This window comes from Secundilactobacillus paracollinoides DSM 15502 = JCM 11969, assembly GCF_001311135.1.
Classification (GTDB): domain Bacteria; phylum Bacillota; class Bacilli; order Lactobacillales; family Lactobacillaceae; genus Secundilactobacillus; species Secundilactobacillus paracollinoides.
The window spans coordinates 1-1389 of record NZ_BBAG01000149.1 but is presented as its reverse complement, the minus strand read 5'-3'; the positions used below and the strand labels follow the sequence as shown (position 1 = coordinate 1389).

The window sequence follows — 1389 nt, the reverse complement described above, 5'->3', positions numbered from 1 at the left end:
AAACACTCATAGATGCTTCCAGTTGTAAAACTACTGTATTTCCATTTATTTGAATTTTTCTGTAGTGATTACTGCAACAGACTTACTGGTCAATTCATTTTGTGCGACCACAATGTGCGCATTGCGTTCAGGATCGACTTGGACTAAATTATCCTGATAGGGCTAACAGCGTACTAATTCAGATGAAATTGTTGCTGGTGCCCGAAATAGGTTATACTAGACAAAAGATTAGTTCCTTAAATCGTATTTCGTTCGGATTAATTTTACAATCTACCAACTATGAAACCCCATATGAAGTATTTTTTGACAAACCGTTGCACTTAGTTTGACAATTCGCCGACTGATGACCAATCCTCAACTGCAACGAGCGCTAGTTCGTCAGCTAAGACTGATGACCAATCCTCAACCGCAATGAGCGCTAGTTCGTCAGCTAAGACTGATGACCAACCATCAACCGCAACGAGTGCTAGTTCGTCAGCTAAAACTGATGATCAGTCAACATCAAAGACTAGCAAGATTGATGCTAAAACAATGACTAAGGAAAAACTAGCGACATTGACTTACACTAAAGATGTGACCGCTGATTTCACAGTCAAACTTGAGAACGGTAAGCTGACCGTGACGCCAAAAGCTGATAAAATCGCTGAGTATGCTGGTAAGCAAACCAAAACACGCTTTGTCGCCAGTCTCCCAACTGACAAAGCTGATAGTGAGTTGACCAAGCAAGGCCAGACCTATACTTGGAATAACCAAGCGTCTAATGGTAAAGATAAGACCAGTACGGTTAAGTATCATACCGATAAGCCGGTAACCCCGGCCAAAACAACGACTCCAGCGTCTAAGCCAACGGTTACTAAAGTAGTTAAGATGGCCCAGACTGGTCATCACCAAACTTGGTTTGATCGATTGGTGGCTTGGTTCAAATAATTGCTAGTTTGAGGGCTCAGCACGTATACTAATGGTGTTAAGGAATAACTACTGGCTAATAATGGGAGGAATCAACATGGCTGATAATGTGTTAATGGCCTATCATATTGTGCATGATCCTGATGCGCGGGCAAAACATGTTTTAAACACCAAAAAGTTGTATAAGTGGCGGATTACCGAAAAGACGAAGGGCACCCCGGTAGTTGGTAATGTGGCGTTAGTCCAAACCCAGTTTGCGAAGCGCACGCCAGTGATGATTTATGCGACGAAGGAAGTTGCCAATGATTTAAGTGACTTACAACCAGTTAAGGAATTTACGAACAATCGTGATCAAGAGACGGTTAATCAAATGTTTGATGACCTGATGAAATAATCTAACGGCCCATACCAACGTGAAAGAAATTACGTTGGTATGGGCCATTTTTGATTATAATAATTGAATGAGATACTGGCAAATCAATT

General features: G+C 41.5%; 2 protein-coding genes. Both read left to right on the top strand.

Annotated features, from left to right (window positions below; all coding sequences use genetic code 11):
- The first annotated feature begins 411 nt into the window (after positions 1-411).
- Positions 412-927, top strand: coding sequence for a hypothetical protein (locus JCM11969_RS16680; RefSeq protein WP_054713011.1), 516 nt, complete (start codon positions 412-414; stop codon positions 925-927).
- Positions 928-1003: 76 nt separating this feature from the next.
- Positions 1004-1300, top strand: a complete 297-nt coding sequence (locus tag JCM11969_RS16675) for a DUF5839 family protein (RefSeq protein ID WP_054519405.1) — start codon at positions 1004-1006, stop codon at positions 1298-1300.
- Positions 1301-1389: the final 89 nt, after the last annotated feature.